General features: G+C 60.8%; 19 protein-coding genes and 1 pseudogene. 10 read left to right on the top strand and 10 right to left on the bottom strand.

Annotated features, from left to right (window positions below; all coding sequences use genetic code 11):
- The first annotated feature begins 58 nt into the window (after positions 1-58).
- Together RO009_20430 and RO009_20435 are read left to right on the top strand one after the other, a co-directional pair.
- Positions 59-484, top strand: a complete 426-nt coding sequence (locus RO009_20430; protein MDT3687403.1) for a DUF5330 domain-containing protein — start codon at positions 59-61, stop codon at positions 482-484.
- Between the two features lie 94 nt (positions 485-578).
- Positions 579-1007 carry a SufE family protein gene (locus tag RO009_20435; GenBank protein ID MDT3687404.1) on the top strand — a complete coding sequence of 143 codons (429 nt, stop codon included), beginning with the start codon at positions 579-581 and terminating at the stop codon, positions 1005-1007.
- Positions 1008-1009: 2 nt separating this feature from the next.
- Here RO009_20435 and RO009_20440 read toward each other — a convergent pair whose 3' ends face one another.
- Positions 1010-1666, bottom strand: coding sequence for a DUF6456 domain-containing protein (locus RO009_20440; GenBank protein MDT3687405.1), 657 nt, complete (start codon positions 1664-1666; stop codon positions 1010-1012).
- 90 nt (positions 1667-1756) lie between these two features.
- On the bottom strand, positions 1757-2164 hold the full coding sequence (locus RO009_20445; GenBank protein ID MDT3687406.1) for a MucR family transcriptional regulator: 408 nt from the start codon (positions 2162-2164) through the stop codon (positions 1757-1759).
- 271 nt (positions 2165-2435) lie between these two features.
- On the opposite strand from RO009_20445, the gene msrB reads away from it, so the two are divergent.
- Positions 2436-2861, top strand: coding sequence for a peptide-methionine (R)-S-oxide reductase MsrB (gene msrB / locus RO009_20450; GenBank protein MDT3687407.1), 426 nt, complete (start codon positions 2436-2438; stop codon positions 2859-2861).
- Between the two features lie 60 nt (positions 2862-2921).
- Here msrB and RO009_20455 read toward each other — a convergent pair whose 3' ends face one another.
- Positions 2922-3743: a hypothetical protein gene (locus tag RO009_20455; GenBank protein MDT3687408.1), complete on the bottom strand. Its 822-nt coding sequence runs from the start codon at positions 3741-3743 to the stop codon at positions 2922-2924.
- 260 nt (positions 3744-4003) lie between these two features.
- On the opposite strand from RO009_20455, the gene RO009_20460 reads away from it, so the two are divergent.
- The 3 genes from RO009_20460 to RO009_20470 are packed head-to-tail and all read left to right on the top strand — an operon-like array spanning position 4004 to position 6926.
- Positions 4004-4606: a superoxide dismutase gene (locus tag RO009_20460; protein MDT3687409.1), complete on the top strand. Its 603-nt coding sequence runs from the start codon at positions 4004-4006 to the stop codon at positions 4604-4606.
- Positions 4607-4632: 26 nt separating this feature from the next.
- On the top strand, positions 4633-6249 hold the full coding sequence (locus RO009_20465) for a glycosyltransferase family 39 protein (protein MDT3687410.1): 1617 nt from the start codon (positions 4633-4635) through the stop codon (positions 6247-6249).
- Positions 6250-6260: 11 nt separating this feature from the next.
- Complete coding sequence (locus tag RO009_20470) at positions 6261-6926, top strand: haloacid dehalogenase type II (GenBank protein MDT3687411.1); 666 nt, start codon at positions 6261-6263, stop codon at positions 6924-6926.
- Between the two features lie 31 nt (positions 6927-6957).
- On the opposite strand, the gene RO009_20475 is transcribed toward RO009_20470, so the two are convergent.
- The 4 genes from RO009_20475 to RO009_20490 form a co-directional block, all read right to left on the bottom strand.
- Complete coding sequence (locus RO009_20475; protein MDT3687412.1) at positions 6958-7119, bottom strand: hypothetical protein; 162 nt, start codon at positions 7117-7119, stop codon at positions 6958-6960.
- 271 nt (positions 7120-7390) lie between these two features.
- On the bottom strand, positions 7391-8623 hold the full coding sequence (locus RO009_20480) for an MFS transporter (protein ID MDT3687413.1): 1233 nt from the start codon (positions 8621-8623) through the stop codon (positions 7391-7393).
- A 549-nt stretch (positions 8624-9172) separates the two neighbouring features.
- On the bottom strand, positions 9173-10003 hold the full coding sequence (locus RO009_20485) for an alpha/beta hydrolase (protein ID MDT3687414.1): 831 nt from the start codon (positions 10001-10003) through the stop codon (positions 9173-9175).
- Positions 10004-10439: 436 nt separating this feature from the next.
- A complete protein-coding gene (locus tag RO009_20490) occupies positions 10440-11711 on the bottom strand; it encodes a calcium-binding protein (protein MDT3687415.1) in 1272 nt (423 codons plus the stop codon).
- A gap of 571 nt (positions 11712-12282) precedes the next feature.
- Between RO009_20490 and RO009_20495 the strand changes: the two genes are divergently transcribed.
- On the top strand, positions 12283-12441 hold the full coding sequence (locus RO009_20495) for a hypothetical protein (protein MDT3687416.1): 159 nt from the start codon (positions 12283-12285) through the stop codon (positions 12439-12441).
- Positions 12442-12649: 208 nt separating this feature from the next.
- Complete coding sequence (locus tag RO009_20500) at positions 12650-13657, top strand: metal-dependent hydrolase (protein ID MDT3687417.1); 1008 nt, start codon at positions 12650-12652, stop codon at positions 13655-13657.
- 9 nt (positions 13658-13666) lie between these two features.
- Here the strand turns inward: RO009_20500 and RO009_20505 are convergent, their stop codons facing one another.
- The 3 genes and pseudogenes from RO009_20505 to RO009_20515 all read right to left on the bottom strand — a co-directional run bounded on the left by RO009_20505 (position 13667) and on the right by RO009_20515 (position 14621).
- Positions 13667-13930, bottom strand: coding sequence for a hypothetical protein (locus tag RO009_20505; GenBank protein MDT3687418.1), 264 nt, complete (start codon positions 13928-13930; stop codon positions 13667-13669).
- Positions 13931-13957: 27 nt separating this feature from the next.
- Entirely contained in the window at positions 13958-14314 is a 357-nt protein-coding gene (locus RO009_20510) for an ArsC family reductase (GenBank protein MDT3687419.1), read from the bottom strand.
- 91 nt (positions 14315-14405) lie between these two features.
- Positions 14406-14621 (bottom strand): annotated as a pseudogene (locus RO009_20515) (LysR family transcriptional regulator).
- 276 nt (positions 14622-14897) lie between these two features.
- Here RO009_20515 and RO009_20520 point away from each other — a divergent pair.
- A complete protein-coding gene (locus RO009_20520; protein ID MDT3687420.1) occupies positions 14898-15665 on the top strand; it encodes an NUDIX hydrolase in 768 nt (255 codons plus the stop codon).
- 15 nt (positions 15666-15680) lie between these two features.
- Complete coding sequence (locus RO009_20525; protein ID MDT3687421.1) at positions 15681-16508, top strand: alpha/beta hydrolase; 828 nt, start codon at positions 15681-15683, stop codon at positions 16506-16508.
- The last annotated feature ends 2 nt before the right edge of the window (positions 16509-16510 follow it).

A 16510-nucleotide genomic window follows, 5' to 3' on the forward strand; every position in this document is an offset into this window, starting at 1 on the left:
CCTGCTAGCTTGCGCGATGAAGCGGCATAGAAAGCGCCGCGGGGAATAGGGTTGCGTCATGTTTTTCCTGTTGCGGGTGGCCTTCTGGCTGAGCATCGTGCTCGTGCTGATGCCGAGCGGAGCGCCGCAGCCGAATGCACCGAAGATCGACGCCGGCGACGCGGTATCGGCCGCCTTCGCGGCCGTTTCTGACATGAGTGGCTTTTGCGAGCGGCAGCCGGAGGCCTGCGACGTCGGCGGCAAGGCGGCAGTCGCTTTTGGACAGCGGGCGCAGGCGGGCGCCAAATTCTTGTTTGACGTCCTGAGCGAGAAAATGGCCCCGGCGGAAACCGGCTCCATCAAGGGCGGGAAAATGCCAGCTTCACAAGACACCCTGACCGCGGAGGATATGAAACCGGCATGGCGCGGGACCACGGCTGCCGAGGGGCAAAAGCCGGTCTGGCGCGGGCCTCTGCCGCCGAAAGATCCCCGCAGGTCCGCCTGACCGGCCCGCCTAGGGCCAGAAGGCGCTTTTGCGCCGGAGCGGCCGTCAATATATGTGTGGCTGAGGATTCACCCCGACACCGGGCAGCAGGCGCATGTCGATTGACGAAATCATCGGAAATTTCGAGCTCATGGATGAGTGGGACGACCGTTACCGCTACATCATCGAGCTCGGCCGCAATTTGCCGGAATTGCCGGACCGGGCGCGGACAGAAGCCAACAAGGTGCAGGGGTGCGCCAGCCAGGTCTGGATGGAGACAGAGGTCAAGCCGAACGGCGCCGGGGGGCCCGTGCTCACCTTTGTCGGCGACAGCGACGCTCATATCGTCAAGGGCCTGATCGCGATCCTTCTCGCGTTCTATTCAGGGCAGACTGCCAAGGAGATTCTGTCGCGCGACGCGGTGGCGCTTTTCACCCAGCTCGGGCTCGGCGAGCATCTGACCCCGCAACGCTCCAACGGTTTCCGATCCATGGTGGAACGCATTCGCCGCGACGCGCAGGCGGCGCTGGCGCCGGTGGCGTAGCTTCATGGTGACCCCATCTCCGATTTTGTTTCATCGCAGACTTCAGATGCGTTCGCGCTCCAGATCCTGATTTTTGCGCCCGCCTTCCCGACTGCCTTCTCCCCATAACCATAATGCCGCGCCAGACATTCGAGGCCGAGCTGCAATACGATTCGTGCGGTGCTGCGCGGCCACAGCCGCTCGCGCTCGACATCTTCGAGGCCCTTGAGGAAGCAGCAGATGTCGAGCAGCAAGCCGGAAAATTCCGGACCCGCCGCATCAAGCGCCTGGCGGACGCGTTGACGCGCGGAGATTGTGGCTTCAGTGAAGGTCATGGCGGGCGCCCCGCCACGGCGCTCCCGCGATACGGACAGATCCCAATTCGATGTCGTTCGCGGCATTAACTGCGCTGTGGTGAAATCCGCGCGTAAGCGTTCGCCAGCCAGGAATTGATGTGGCGCGATCAGAGCCCGGCCATCCTTGCCCTTGCGCCTCGCCAGCCAGATGAGCGGGCTTTCGGCCTCATTGACCAGTACCCTCGCCAATCCCCCTGGCACCTCGGCCACACGATCGGCCAATGCCAGGTGCTGTTCCAGGAACGGATCGACGCCGGATCGGTGCAGGCGGTCCTGCTGCGCAACGCGCGGGAGACGGTGGGGCTTCGATTGAGAACTGATCATGCGGCACCTCTATAGGATTTAATACCTATATCGACACCACAGACAAGTCAATCAGAAAATAGGAAAATAGTCAAATCGACTGTGGATGGCCTAGCGCCGGCGACGCCGCTGCTGTCCGAGCCCCATCTGCTTGGCCAACTGGGATCGGGCCTGGGCGTAATTCGGAGCCACCATGGGGTAGTCGGCCGGCAGGCTCCATTTTTCGCGATATTGCTCCGGCGTCATGTTGTATTGCGAGCGCAGATGGCGCTTGAGTGACTTGAACTTCTTCCCGTCCTCCAGGCAGACCAGATAGTCGGGGGTAATCGACTTCTTGACCGGAACGGCGGGCCTCAACGGTTCGGCGCCGGCGTCGCCCTGTCCGGCCGCAACCCGCACCAGCGCTGCGTGGACCTGATTGATCAGCGCGGAAATCTGGTCGGCGGCAACCGTGTTGTTGCTGACATAGGCCGACACGATGTCAGCCGTTTGGTCGATAAATTTGTCCTTGTCGTCCATAAGCTGGTCTGTCCGGCAACCCTGCGCCACGGGCGGGAAGCCCCCTGTATTCGAGGCGCAATTAGTGTCGCATTGCTTGGGTATGGGATGCAAGATTGCAGGAAATACAATTTTAACGCTTCGATTTATTGTCCAAGCGAAAGATTTCGGCGGCACCCTCCGTGGCAGAATCTTCCAATCACAGCTCATTGACCAATCGTGATTTGAAGGCCTCGGTCAATCTACTTACGTCCGAGGTCTGGGCTCTGGTCCCTAACCGACGGGTAAAACAATGGCAGACGACGCGACACCGAAGCCGAAAGTCGTGAAAACGGATGCGGAATGGCGCCAGCAATTGACTCCCGAGCAATTTCACGTCACCCGCGAACACGGAACCGAACGCGCCTTCAGCGGTCCCCATTGGGATGAAAAGCGTGAGGGCCTCTACCGCTGCATTTCCTGCGGCACGCCGCTGTTTTCCTCGCGCACCAAATTTGATTCCGGGACCGGCTGGCCGAGCTTCTTTGCCCCGATTAGCGAGGACGCCGTCACCGAACATGAAGACCGCGCCTTCTTCATGCGGCGGGTCGAGATCCGTTGCGCCACCTGCGACGCGCATCTCGGCCACGTGTTCCCGGACGGTCCAAAGCCGACCGGGCAGCGCTATTGCATGAACGGCACGGCACTGGATTTCTCGCCGGAAGGCGGCAAGCGCTGACGCAGGAAATGAGAGGCGAGAAGCCTCGTCCCTCTCATTTACGCCTGATCGGCAGGCGAATTAGGACGCGCTTTTTTCGAGGTGATTGCGCAATTCCTCGATCGAACCGAAGCGTACGACCCCCTGTGCCAACTCCGCCTCAATCGAGCCGTCGGTATAGAGCGTGTAGGCCATCCCGTCGACCACGCCGGATTTCAGGACCGACACCGGCTCGGGCCGCGCATTGGGTGTGGCGTCGCCATCCGCCTTTGCGGTGACGCGTGGCTCTGCCACCTGCGGCTCAGTGCGCTCCGGCGGAGAGGTGCGGCCTTCCGCCGGCCAGATTGCGTCGTACGCAGCCTCGGTGCCTCGCCGCTCCGGCGATGGTGTGCGCGGCGTATCCTTGCGGGGCGAGACTTCCGGCGCCGGTCGAGGGGGGCGCCAGCTTGGCATATCGAGACTATCGTCCGGAGCTGGCCCCAATGGCCGCATTGGCGCTCGCGGCACGGGAGCCTCGGCTGCAATGTCAGAAGGTGACTCGGCACCAAGACGCGGCTCGGGCGCTCGCGGCGGGCGCGGCTGAGGTATCTCCGGACGGGCGGGCACAGGTGTCGGCATGCGCGGTGCAGTTGCACGCGGCGATGGCGATGGCTCGATCGGTTCGGCCGGCAACCGTCCGCTTGCAGGCACGCCCGGTCGTGCCGCCATCGCCGCAGCTAGATTGCCCAATTGCCGCAGCGCCAAGGCCAGCCCAATGACAATCAAACCGCCCATCAGGGCGGTCGTGCCGGCAATGATCAGGGTGTTGCCCAAACTGAACTCGTTGATCGGAATGCCAAATCCGACCATGATCGCCCCGATCGCGGTTGCCAGGCCCCCAATCACCAACAAAACAAAAGACATTCGATGCCTCACGCCCCGCCGCGAAAATTCAGCGCAATTGTGACTTTATTCACGCCCGCAAGCAAGGGCTTGTCAAAATTGCCTGTGAGCAGATTTCACCCGCTCGAAAAAAGATAACGCCGGACAAAAGCTTTTCGTTCCGAATGGGCGGGCCGCAAGAATTCTCGGAAAGCGTTGCCGAGTGGCGCCTCAGAGCCTAATGAAGAGGAAGTTAGTGGTCCGGTTTTGGACAAGTCCTTTGTTTGAGGGAGAATCGTCCCATGTCTTTTTCGCTGCCTGAGCTTCCTTATGCCTATGATGCGCTGGCGCCCTACATGTCGCGCGAGACGCTCGAATATCACCACGACAAGCATCATCTGGCATATGTCAATAACGGCAATAACCTGCTCAAGGGCAGTGAGTGGGAGGGCAAGTCGCTCGAAGAGATTGTCAAAGGCTCCTTCGGCAAGAATGCCGGCCTCTTTAATAATGCCGGTCAGCATTACAACCACATTCATTTCTGGAAATGGATGAAGCCGAATGGCGGGGGCGACAAGATTCCCGGCGCGCTCGAGAAGAAGATCGTGGCCGATCTCGGCTCCGTGGCCAAAATGAAGGAAGACTTCATCCAGGCCGGCGTCACTCAGTTTGGGTCCGGCTGGTGCTGGCTCGCCGTCAAGGACGGCAAGATTGCCGTCATGAAATCGGCAAACGGTGAAAGCCCGCTGGTGCAGGGCGCACAACCAATCCTTGGCTGCGACGTCTGGGAACACTCCTATTACATCGACTATCGCAATCGCCGGCCTGACTATCTGAAGGCCTTTGTCGATCATCTGGTGAACTGGGACTACGTCGCCGAGATGTTCGAGAAGGCGGCGAAGTAATCGCATCGGGGACTCAGACGCGCCCGATGCCGCGATCGGAGCGCCTTTTGGATAGGACCGCGATTGCCGTTCTGGCGGCAGTCGCGGTCATTGCCTTGCTGACGTTCCGGGACTACGGCCTCGGCTGGGACGACTATACTCATGCACAATTCGGGCAGATGCTGCTCGACTTCTACGGTTCCGGATTTCGCGACACACGCGCCCTCTCCTTCGTCAATCTGTACATGTATGGTGGCGGCTTCGACATGTTCGCGGCGCTGCTCGCGAAGATTCTGCCGTTCGACTTGTTCGAGACACGCCGCCTGGCCGGCGCGATCGTTGGACTGATCGGATTGTTTCTCACCTGGAGGCTGGCGCGGCGAATCGGCGGCCCCCTCGCCGGTCTGCTGGCGCTGCTGCTGCTCGCCTGCAGCCCGCATTATTACGGCCACATGTTCTTCAATCCGAAGGATGCGCCTTTCGCGGTGGCAATGCTCGTCCTGCTTTTCGGATTGGTCCGCGCATTGGAAGACTATTCAAGACCCAAACCTGTCACGGTTGGGATTTTCGGCCTTGGCCTGGGCCTGACCATCGGCACCCGCATCATGGGCGGAATTGCTTCGCTCTATATGATTGTGCCGATGCTGATGATCATTTTGGAGGATGCGCGTGCGGCAGGCGCCAAGAAGGCCGCCGTCAATCTCGGTCAGTTCCTGCTTTTTCTGCTTCCGGGATTTGTTCTTGCCTATGCGGTGATGGCCTTGCTCTGGCCATGGTCGGTGCTGGAACCGCTCAATCCCGTTCGCGCCGTCGGCTATTTCACCGAGTTCTTTGAGAAGCCATGGAAGGAAATGTTTGAAGGCATGCCGGTGTCTGTGCCGGACATGCCGCGCAGCTACCTGCCCGTCCTGCTGTCGCTCAAGATGCCGGAGCTTTTTCTGGTCCTGTCGATCGGTGGCATCATCGCCATTGCGGTCGCCACTGTGATACGCAGCATCCCGATCCGCCGTCGCGCGATCCTCTTGCTGATCGCGATGGCCGCCGTGCTCCCGCTTGTCATCGCCATCATCACGCGGCCGGCCATGTATAACGGCATCCGCCACTTCACCTTTGTCCTCCCTCCTCTCGCCATCGTGGCCGGATTGGCCGGTGCATGGCTGGTGGATTACCTGATCCGCGTGTCACGCTCGGCCGCCATCGCCGCCGGTCTCGTGATCCTGGTCGGCCTGCTCATGCCCGTCGCCGGCATGTATCGGCTGCACCCCTATCAATATGCCTATTTCAACTGGATCGCGGGCGGCACGCGCGCGGCCGACGCGCGTTTCATGCTCGATTACTGGGGACTGGCGCTCAAACAGGCGTCACTTGAATTGCGCGCACAGCTTGCTGCGCGAAAAGAAATGCCGCCCGGCGGACGTCAATGGCGGATTGCGATCTGCGGTCCGCATTCTGCGGCCGAAGCCGTGCTGGGTCCGCAATTCTTCGCCACTTGGGATCCCAAAGGCGCGGATTTCGTGATGGAGCTCGGTGAATTCTATTGCGCCGAGCTGAAGGCGCCTGTTCTGGTCGAGGTCGTGCGCGACGGCGTCGTGTTCGCGCGGGTCTACGATATCCGGGGGCTTACGATTACAGACATGTTCACGCTGCCGCCCGTCACCCGCTGACAGGAGAGGTCATGACTCTGCCCGTCTATATTTTCGACGCCTATGGCACGCTGCTGAACGTCCATGCCGCGATCGGCCGCCATCGTGACGCCTGCGGCGCAGACGCAGACCGCTTGTCAGACCTCTGGCGCAGCAAACAGCTTGAATATAGCTGGACGCTCACGTTGGCGGGGCAATACCAGGATTTCTGGACGCTCACCGAGCGTGCGCTTGATTTCGCGCTGGCGCGATACCCTTCCGTGGACAAGGCAATCAAGCCCAAGCTCCTTGACGCCTATTTCGCGCTCGAGGCGTTTGCGGACGCCCGCCCCGTCCTGCAGTTGCTGAAGGAGCGCGGGCATCGCACCGCAATCCTGTCCAACGGGTCGCCGCGAATGCTTGCCGCAGCAGTCGCCGCTGCGAAGATGGAGAGCGTGCTCGATCAGGTTCTCTCGGTGGACGCAATCCGCATCTACAAGCCGCGCCCGGAAGTCTATGCGCTGGTGACGGACACGTTTGCGGTTGCGCCGGCCGACGTGATTTTCGTCTCGTCCAATCGCTGGGATGTGATGGGAGCAGCCGCTTTTGGCTTTCGGCCGGTCTGGATCAATCGTGCGGCGATGCCCGACGAATATCCCGATCAGGCTTATTGGCGTGTCATCGACACGTTGTCAGCGCTCCCGTCAGTTACTAACTGACGGCAACAAGCCAGGCGGAACTGCGAAAATCCTATTCGACGTAGGCCTCGCTCGCCTTCACCTGATGCGAACTTGCGCAATAGGGGCACCAGAGCGAGAGCTTGAGCGACCGCATTTCCAGCAACACGACCTCATCCGTCTTGATACTGGTCCGGACTTCCTGACGATTATTCGGGCACCGATACTTCAACATGACTGACGCAACCTCCGCCTCTTACGCAACCATGCTCATGTCATCCTAATCCCACACTGGATGATTCTCTGTGCCGATGCTTGTTTTCCACCGCTTGTCCACAGAAGCCGTGACTGCATTGTGATAAGCGGCCACGCTTCGCATCGCGATGCGCGGGCAACCCGTTGACCGTGAAAGGCGTTTCGTTTCGCAAGCGGAATTTCGTCACGCTTGCGTGAACGATAGCGGCACCGCGATAGGGAAGAACGAATTAATCTGCAGGGACAAGCGCTTAAGCGAGCCGATCCTTTTGCGCGCCGTGCGCGACCGTGATCATCACCGTCGGGATCGCCGCAAGGGAACACAAGGCCGTCGCCAGGATGACGATATGCGGCGCGCCGTGATCCATCATGTAACCGAAGATCGGCGGGGCGACGATGCCGCCAATATTGAAACCCGTGGTTACGAAGCCGAACACCCGGCCGAAGGCGCCGGGTGGCGTCACCGCCTTTACGATCATGTCGCGGGAGGGCTGGATCAGCCCGTTGAAAAAACCGGACACGGCCATGAGGCCGATCAGCAACGCCATGTTGAAGTCGATGAAGGCGACCGGCAGCAAGGCCACGCCGCTGGCGGCAAGCCCAATCATGGCGACAAGGTCGTGCCGCGCGGTGCGCGACGCCAGAATGCCGCCCGCCAGCACGGCGAAGGCGCTAAAAGTCAGATAGACGGTCAGCGCGGTCGCCGCTTCCGGCAGAGGCGTGCCCCAGAGCGCGCCGAGCGCGACAATGGCGTAATTCTGCGTGCCGACCGACACGCAGGCGATCAGCATGAAGAAGAAGAGGTTGAGAATGACCGGCATGGTCATCAGTATCCGCCGGTCGCCACCCGACGCGCCAGCATCGGCCGCGGTCTTGGCATGCGCGGCTTCGCGGCCGGCCAGCACGCCCCCGAACACCACGATCGCCACGGCGACCGCAACCCCCAGCAAGGCCCCGGCGACGAATGCTCCGCGCCAGCCGAACGAGGCCGCAAGCAGAAGCATGACCGCCGGCGTGATCGCGGTACCGATGAAGCCTGCGAAAATGTGAATCGAAAAAGCCTGTCCGGTGCGCGCAGTCGAGATCCGGGTCGACAGCAGCGCGTAATCCGCCGGGTGATAAACGGTATTGGCGATGCCGAGCACGGCGAACATCAGTGTGAACAGAATGAAATTCGGCGCCATCGACGCCGCCAAAAGCGACGCGGCGCCGAGCACCAGCCCGCCCACCAGCACCGTGCGCGCCGATGTGCGGTCGACCAGATAACCGGCCGGCGTCTGCAACGCAGCGGAAAGAACATTGAACAGCGCGATCGCCGCGCCGAGTTCCGTATAGCTGACACCGAATTCGGCGCGCAGGAACGGAAAGAGCGGCGGCAGGATCAGGATATAAATGTGGCTCACGAAATGCGCGCTGCCGACGAGCCCGATGATCCTGAAATCGACCGCGCGTGAAGAAGCGCCGTTGAGTGTGGTGGATGTCATGTCTGATGTTCCGGCGGCGCAGACTATACGACCCGATCCTCGTCCTGCCATGCTTTGCCGGAAGGGCGGGCATCCGGTTCCCGACTTTCCTACAGACGCGCGTCATCGCCCGTATTGTTTGAGGCGCCGGGATCGCCTTCCTGCTCTTTCCCTCACTTTCAATAAGTGAGGGGGATGGCGCGCCGGGCGGCGCAACCTTCCTTTTTTAGTGTGCGATCCCGTTTCCGGAACCGCCGCGTCGTCCGACGCGCCATCGCGGCGTTTTCACTACGATGCCGGGCCGCGCTTTCGTGGGTGATCCAGTGTGGGCCCACGGCAGCCAGCTCCTGGCGGAGGCCCATCAGTGGCCTCGGGCGGAGCCCCGGCATAGCCCGAGTGCGAGCTTGCGAGGCTCGCCCGCGGGCGCCGCACCGGCCGAGGCCCGGAATTACCGGGCGCCGTCCAGGGGAGCCGCACCGCCGCATCTCCAGCGGCGCCCTCCCCTTCGTCCCGCCTCCATGACGCCTCATGAGAGCGCCCCTCAGCGGACGAGGTGATATGCTTATAGTCCTACCTAGGAATATTGTCAAGCGCATTGTTGATCGACGCCGCGCCCACTTTCGGCCCGGGAGGCTGCGCCTTTTCCGGTTTTTCCCGGCGCCCGCCAAGGCTTTGACCAAGCGCGGTGAGCGCGGCTTCGAGTTCATCGCCATCTTTCAAATTGAAGTGGAGCATCGGCGAAAAATGATTGTGTCCTGCGAGGAACAGCAACCGCGTCCCGGCCGCTGTTTGCGCCTGCCTTGCAGAGAGGAGACGCAACGCATGCTCATGGAATGCCGGAGGATCGAGTTCCGCCACTCCAACCAACAAAGGCACAGGGCTGCGGGCCAGACCCGCCAAAGGGGATCGTTCCGCATAGCGGTCAGATCGGTCGCCGAAATATGCAATTTGCCCCTTGGAGATCTGCGGACCTTCCAGATGATAGATTCCGGAGACCAGTACGGCACATTGAATATGCGTCAAGCCCCGGGCATCGGGATCGGCGATATAGGTCGCGACATGCGTCGCGCCGGCCGAATGGCCCATGAGAACGATCCGCGCCGGATCGCCACCGCGCCCGGCAATATTGGCGCTCACCCAGCCGACCGCTGCGGCAAGGTCTTCCTTCGCCGCCGGCCATGGATATTCAGGCGCGAGACGATAGGTGATGTTGACGCCGACAAATCCGTTTCGAGCCGCCCAGATCCCGATATTGTCGTAGAAAATCCCGTCGTCCGATGTCTTGTCGCCGCCGGTAAAGCCTCCCCCATGCACGAACATGAAGACCGGGCGAGCCTGTGATCGATCTTCCGTCGATCGGAAGACATCAAGCCGGTGCCGCGCGTGCGGACCGTAGGACATGTCGCGCTCGAGTCTGACCGCTCCGGAATCAAGGTCGCCGTGGAGTTTCGCAAAAAGGGCCCGAGTCGCTGCGATCGAGGACGGCGTTATCTCCCGCGGGATTGAACGAAGGCCGTCAAAATGCGCAAAATCTTCCATAAATCCTGTCTCCTGCGGCAGCGTCTCAGAGCGTGCATAGCTCGTCATTGCGGGACGCGTTTAAGCATGCGGACCCGGACTGCGGCCATGACGTCGGAATTCGTCGCTGATTCCGCGGCGCGGGCTGACGCCCGCGCCCCGGAAAGAACGCCCTCAGATTAGAACCGCAAAGGAAACAGATTTCCCGTCGCATCGCGAGTCTGCACCGATCCCGAATTACCGGGATCGGCAAGCGATGTCACGCAAGCCGACGGTCATAGCCGGCTTGCGTGCGTCGCGGAAGACCTGGTCTTGCGAACTACACAAACAGGAAGTCGTTCGCGGTCAGCGAGGCGACGGCTGTGTCCTCGATGAGCAGGCTGTCATTCGCATCGAACTTCACCAGCACATCGGAGCCGATCTGGAACAACACGAGATCCTCGAACGAATCCAGCGCGTCGAAGCCGGAGACCTGGATCACGTCTTCCGTACCGCCGACGGTGAAGTCGTTGATCCTGTCGCCGCTGACTTCGCCATTGGCAAAGACAAAGGTGTCGTTGCCGGCGCCACCGGTAAGGATATCGGTGCTGAGACCGCCTGACAGCTCGTCGTCGCCCGCGCCGCCAATCAGCGTGTCCTGCCCGGTGCCGCCGACAAGCTGATCATTGCCGTCACCGCCGTCGAGCGTGTCATTGCCAGCATCGCCCTGCAGCGTGTCGGCACCGGCGCCGCCGAACAGTTGATCGTGGCCACCCGCGCCGATAAGCGTGTCGTTGCCGCCGCGGCCATCGAGCGTGTCGTTGCCCTCATTGCCGTCAAGCTCATTCACGCCGGCATCGCCCGAGAGCGTGTCGGCCAGGCGAGAGCCCGCAAGGTTCTCAATGCTGATGAGGTTGTCGCCCTCGGCATCGCCGCCTGTAGCGGTGCGGGCCTGCAGGTCGACTGAGACACCGGCGGAGGACAGACTGTAGAGCGCCCAGTCGCCGATGGCGTTCGGGCCACCAAAAATATCGCCGTTGATCACATCGGCGCCGGCGCCCCCTTCCAGATAGTCGATGCCGGCGGCGCCGATGAGGGTGTCGTTGCCCTCAGCGCCCCAAACGATATCGTTGCCGTTGCCGGCCTGGACATAGTCATTGCCGCCGCCGCCAATCAGCACGTTGCTGTGGCCGTCGCCGACGATCGTGTCGTTGAAATTGGAGCCGATCACGCTCTCAACCGAAATGAGCGTATCGGTGCCACCCGTGGCGCCGCCGAGCGCGGCGCCGGTCACAAGATTGATATTCACGCCTTCCTGCGCGGCGAAATAAGTCACCGTATCGAAATCGGCGCCGCCATTGATGATGTCGTTGCCCTGCCCGCCATTCAGGAGATCGCGGCCGAAGCCGCCATTCAGCGTATCGTTGCCGGTATTTCCGATGAGGTAATCGTCGCCCACTTCACCATTCAGCGTGTCATTGCCGCCGCGACCATCAATGCCGTTATTGGCGGCATCGCCGGTGAGAATATTCGCCGCTTCATCGCCGACAATCGTAACCGGCGTGTTGGCCGCGCGAATATAGAAATCGACGAGATCATGCAGATCCTTCATCCAACTCTCCTCATGTTACCATTTGCGATGGTCCCCATCGCAACGCGAATGCTCCCGCTTGACCACGGCACCGCGATGACAGCGGCGCGTAGAACTTGTCGCAGGACATCACTTCTTGTGTCGCTCGGAGTCAGTGCGATCGATGTTCTGGTATCTTCTTGCGGATATCTATCCGACGATACCGTTTGCAACACACTGCAGGGTAAGAACGTGCCGCTACACAAGACCAACAATCTGATTCCGCGTAGACAGAATCATCATTCGTCAAGCAATCGCGCGAGCAGTGTCGGTAAATTTTCACCGGTGATGCAGCAGACGACGCATCGCACGATCCGTCGCGAAGCGAATGATACCGCACGGTGATTCATAATGACGCAGGCTTGGTGAAGAAGAATGACGCAGGCCCGGTGGAAGGGTTCCACTCCGCCAGTGCGACTTCGCTCCAAATCCAGACGCTAAAGCGAGTCTCTCCTGTGTGACGTCCCTTACAAACTTCTGAGCTCGCACGCGCTAGTCATTCGTCACGCTTTCCAATCTGAGAAGGCGGATCAAACACTCAGGGAGACGCACCATGACCTATCTTCGTATCGCGGCCGCCGCCGTTGCGGCCCTGGCGACCTTCGCCACCACTGCTCAGGCCCAGGACGCCGGGAAAAGAGGCAATGCGGCGAGCCAGTATGAAATGAGCGCGCCGTTCAGCCGCGAGGCGCTCGAGAAATACATCCCGTAAGAGCGCATGCGCGACCGCCGGCGAGAGGATCCTTTCGCCGGCATTCCTCCAATGCCTGTCGCGCGGACGCCTCGGCAACTCACGCGCTTGACGCTGCAACCGCACACCTTCCCTCCCGGCAAATTTTGCGGTAAGCCCCGCCCATCTGACGCCGAAATCCCCTGATCACCTTGCCGCACGCCGTCGCGTGAAAGGCTAAACTTAGCTTATGGATTCACTCTCGCAGGCCGCGCTCGGCGCCGCCATCGGCCTCGCCGTCATGGGACGGCGCACCCGGCCCTGGAAGGCCGCCGCCATCGGTGCGCTCGTCGGTACCCTGCCCGATCTCGACGCCTTCTATGATCACGGCGATCCGATCAGCAACATGACCTATCACCGCGCCAACAGCCACGCGCTGTTCTGGCAGACATTGGCGTCCGTGCCGATCGCGCTCATCGCCGCCAAAGGCCTGCGCGAGATGCACCAGTTCGGCCGCTGGTGGCTGACCGTGTGGCTCACGTTGATCACGCACGCGCTGCTCGACTGGACCACGGTCTATGGCACCCAGCTTGGCCTGCCATTCACCGACACGCCGTTCGCGATCGGCAGCATGTTCATCATCGATCCGCTCTATACGCTGCCGCTGTTGATCGGCATCGCCATTGCGCTGCGCCAAAGCGATCTGCGCGGCCGGCGCTGGAACACGGCCGGTCTGCTGCTCAGCACCGCCTATCTCGGCTGGAGCATGCTGGCCCAGCAACAGGTGAAGGGCATTGCCGAAGAGCAATTGCGGGCGCAGGGACAGCAGGTCGAGCATCTCCTGGTGACGCCGGCGCCGCTGAACACGATCCTGTGGCGCGTGGTGGCGATGACGCCGCAGGGTTATCTGGAAGGATTTCACTCGCTGCTCGACCGCGACCGCACGATCACCTTTGAATCATTCCCGCGCGACGAAAAACTTTACGACTTGCTGCGCGGCAACCGGCATGTCGACCGCATCGCCTGGTTCACTCATGGATTCTTCAAGATAAGCGAACGCGACGGCCGCGCGATCATCACCGATCTGCGCATGGGCCAGGAGCCCTATTACAGTTTCAACTTCGTGGTGGCGGAGCGGCAGAGCCCGACCTTCGCTTTCGTGCCGCCGCGTTTGTTCAGGGAAATTCCGGATATCGGCGCGACCGCCGGCTGGCTCTGGCGCCGCATCCTGGGCGAGGCCGTGCCGCCACCGCGCTGAGGCGGCGCGCTAGCGCTTCGGCTTCGCCTTGCTGTCGGCGGAGGAAGACCCCACTTCGCGCACACCGCCCCAGGGATCGTTGACCGCCTTCTGCTCCGGGATTTTTCTGAGGCTGTCACGGTAGGCCTTTTCCTGCTGCTCTTTCTTCTCAACCTCTTCCTTCGTGACCGGCCGGGCCAAGCCAGGGTCGGCAAGGTTCACCTGCGCCGTCGCGGTCTGCGCAAAAGACACTGTCATTGCGACCGCTACAGCCATCCGCACATATGTCATCATCAAGCTCTCCTCCGCAGTCCTGCATCTTCATTTCGACGTCTTCAGCGCAGCCTTATACTCATTCGGCTTGAAGCCGACCAGCAGGGTCTTGCCGAGATCCAGCACCGGCCGCCTGATCATCGAGGGTTGAGCCAGCATCAGCTTGATCGCCTTGGCAGCGGTGAGCCCTTCCTTGTCCTTGTCCGGCAATTTTCGAAAGGTCGTGCCGGCGCGGTTGAGCAGGGTTTCCCAGCCGACGTCTTTGCTCCAGCCTTCAAGGCGCTTCCTGTCGACGCCCTCTTTCTTGTAGTCGTGGAAAGTGTAATCGACGCCCGCCTTGTCGAGCCAGGCGAACGCCTTCTTCATGGTGTCGCAATTCTTGATGCCGTAGATGGTGATGGTCATTGTAGGTCCCTTCGCCCCGCAATCGATAAATTCACTTCCCTATCATGGCAACGATAGCCAGACCCAAGACCCGGCAGGAGACAGTCGAAGTTCACCCCGGCTGCACTTTGAGGAAATCCACAAACGCCCGCAGCGGCGCCGGCATGTGGCGGCGGCTGGCGTAATACAGAAACGGTCCGGGAAAACTCTGCCACCAGTCTTCCAGCACCGGCTCCAATTGCCCGCTGCGCATGGCCGGCGCGAGAAAATCCTCAAAGCTCGATACCACGCCAAGGCCGGCAATCGCGGCTCCGAGCCGCAGTTCGACGCGCCAGCGCGATTTTTCGACCCTTGCGGTGTGCTCAATTATGACGCGCCGCGGAGAGGTGCCGCCACCGCGCCGAGCATTAGAAATCACTGCCCTTTTTGCTGGTAAAAGGCGCTTCTTTTCAATGATTTATCGAAAAATCAAAGGCTGATTGACGTTGTCAAATATCTGCTTAACTTGCGATCGACAGGCAGCCTCAGGAATGAGTTCGTTACAGCTAACGGAGAAATTCATTAGCGATTGAGCTCATAGGTCATTCACCGCCCCATTGTACTTATGAGCGCTTCACGCAAATACTCACATTCCCGACCGCTGGGCCATCCTAACAGAGAGCCTGGCCAGAAACCTGCCAAGCCGGCTGATGCGGCGATATTGATTGCCTGGCGAAAGAGCCGGAGCGCCGGAGTCGAGGTGCTGATGGGGCGGCGGACCAGCCGGGCGGCGTTCCTGCCAAGCTTTTTCGTTTTTCCTGGGGGTCGCCTTGATCCACTTGACTACGCGGTGGGGATTGCAACTCCGCTGGAGCCGGCTCTCACCCGCAGCATGGGTGTGCGCGGGAACAGGAGAATGGCACAGGCTCTCGCCGTCGCCGCCGTTCGCGAGACTTTCGAGGAGACGGGACTGATCCTCGGCGCACATGGCGATGTTGGGGATCTTCCACAGACAGACTGGCAGCCCTGGAGGTCAAGAAGCTTGGCGCCCAGTTTGCAGCATCTTCACTATTTCGGACGTGCCATCACCTCGCCGGCGAGTCCAATACGCTTTAACGCCAGATTTTTCATTGTTCATGCTGACCGGCTGGAGGGGGAACTCGCAGGATCGGGAGAGCTCTCGGATCTCGCTTTCTACGCTGTCGATGACGTGATGCAAAACAAACCTATCGTTGATGTTACGGAATTCATGCTCACGTCGTTGACCAATTTCGCCGACGAACCACAGCATTTCTACTCGGCTGCGCCGGTCTTCTCCTATCGAGGTCTTGCGCCCTTCATTCGTTATGAAGCGATCAGCGGCATCACTGCAACCGCGGACGTCACCGGCTAATCGAGGAGAACACACTTGCAGGCGCAAGCGAGCAAAACCTATTTGTCGGTCGGCGACATGCGGCTCGAATACCGGCTGATCGGCGAAAAGCCGGCGCATTCGCCGACGATCGTCATGTTACATGAAGGGCTGGGCTCTATTCGGACATGGGGCGAGTTTCCGAGATTGCTCTCCGAGGCGACCGGCGCGAGCGTGTTCGTTTATTCTCGGGACGGGTACGGTTCTTCCCCGCTGGCTCAGGAGAAGCTGCCGATCGATTACATCAGGCGGCATGCATCGGCGGTGCTCCCGCGCATATTGGACGAAATCGGGTTCTCGCGCGGGATATTGCTGGGACATAGCGACGGCGCCTCCATGGCAGCCGCATATGCCGGGACGGCCAACGATCCGCGCGTCCGCGGTCTGGTGCTGATGGCTCCCCATTTCTTTGTCGAAGAAGCAACTCTCGCCGAGATCCGCAATGCCCGGGTCGCCTACGAGAATCGCGACCTGCGGCAGAGGCTCTCTCGCTATCATGAAGATGTTGATGCCGCATTCCTCAGATGGAACGATGTCTGGCTCGATCCTCAATTCCCCTCCTTTGATCTGTCGGCGGAACTGTCGAATATAAAGGTTCCGACATTGATCATTCGGGGCGATGACGACCGGTACGGCACGCATCAGCAGGTATGGGAGGCCGAGAAACTTCATCGCGGAACGTTGAAAACATTGCTGATGCCCGATTGCGGTCATGTCCCGCACCGCGAGAAACCTGCACAGACGATTGAAGCGATCGCGACATTCTGCAAGCCGCTTCTGGCGACGGCAGACGAAAGCGCCGACGTCGCAACTCAATTGAGATAGCG

The sequence above is a fragment of the Pseudorhodoplanes sp. genome, from assembly GCA_032027085.1.
GTDB lineage: Bacteria > Pseudomonadota > Alphaproteobacteria > Rhizobiales > Xanthobacteraceae > Pseudorhodoplanes.